The sequence below is a fragment of the Paenibacillus montaniterrae genome (genome assembly GCF_018403185.1).
Lineage (GTDB): Bacteria > Bacillota > Bacilli > Paenibacillales > Paenibacillaceae > Pristimantibacillus > Pristimantibacillus montaniterrae.
The window spans coordinates 1-532 of sequence record NZ_BOSE01000033.1 but is presented as its reverse complement, the minus strand read 5'-3'; the positions used below and the strand labels follow the sequence as shown (position 1 = coordinate 532).

The 532-nt window shown below is 46.6% G+C and carries 2 rRNA genes; both read right to left on the bottom strand.

Annotation, left to right across the window (positions count from 1 at the left end):
* Positions 1 to 108: ribosomal RNA gene (locus tag KJS52_RS26990) — 23S ribosomal RNA — on the bottom strand; the annotation flags it as partial.
* 356 nt (positions 109 to 464) lie between these two features.
* Positions 465 to 532, bottom strand: a 16S ribosomal RNA gene (locus KJS52_RS26985); the annotation flags it as partial.

Below are 532 nucleotides of genomic sequence, written 5' to 3'. Positions count from 1 at the left end.
CCGGATCGACGCTTGCTTACAGCTCCCCGAGGCAGTATCGTTGTTCGCCACGTCCTTCTTCGGCTCCTAGTGCCTAGGCATCCTCCGTGCGCTCTTACTAGCTTAACCTAGTTAAATTTCAAACATGCGTTTGAACTCGATTCGCTTTGGATGTTTCTTGCTTTCTTATCCAGTTTTCAAGGTACAAGTTGTGTCTTCCGTTAAGAAGAACACATTATAACGTTGCTCGGCTTTATCGGCCGGAAGATGAGTATATCATGCTTCAGCCTGACTTTGCAACTGGTATTTTCTTCTTTTGAAGAATCATTTGATCCTTCAAAACTGACAACGAGTGAGCGAACTAACTGCCTGAAGCGTTTCGCAGAAACGCACGTCGAAAGCATTCGCTTTGCGCTTCCTTGAAACTTAAGGGTGATCCTCAAGGGATCTGATGATCTTCGACTCGGAAGATCGTGTTCTCTTAGAAAGGAGGTGATCCAGCCGCACCTTCCGATACGGCTACCTTGTTACGACTTCACCCCAATCATCTACC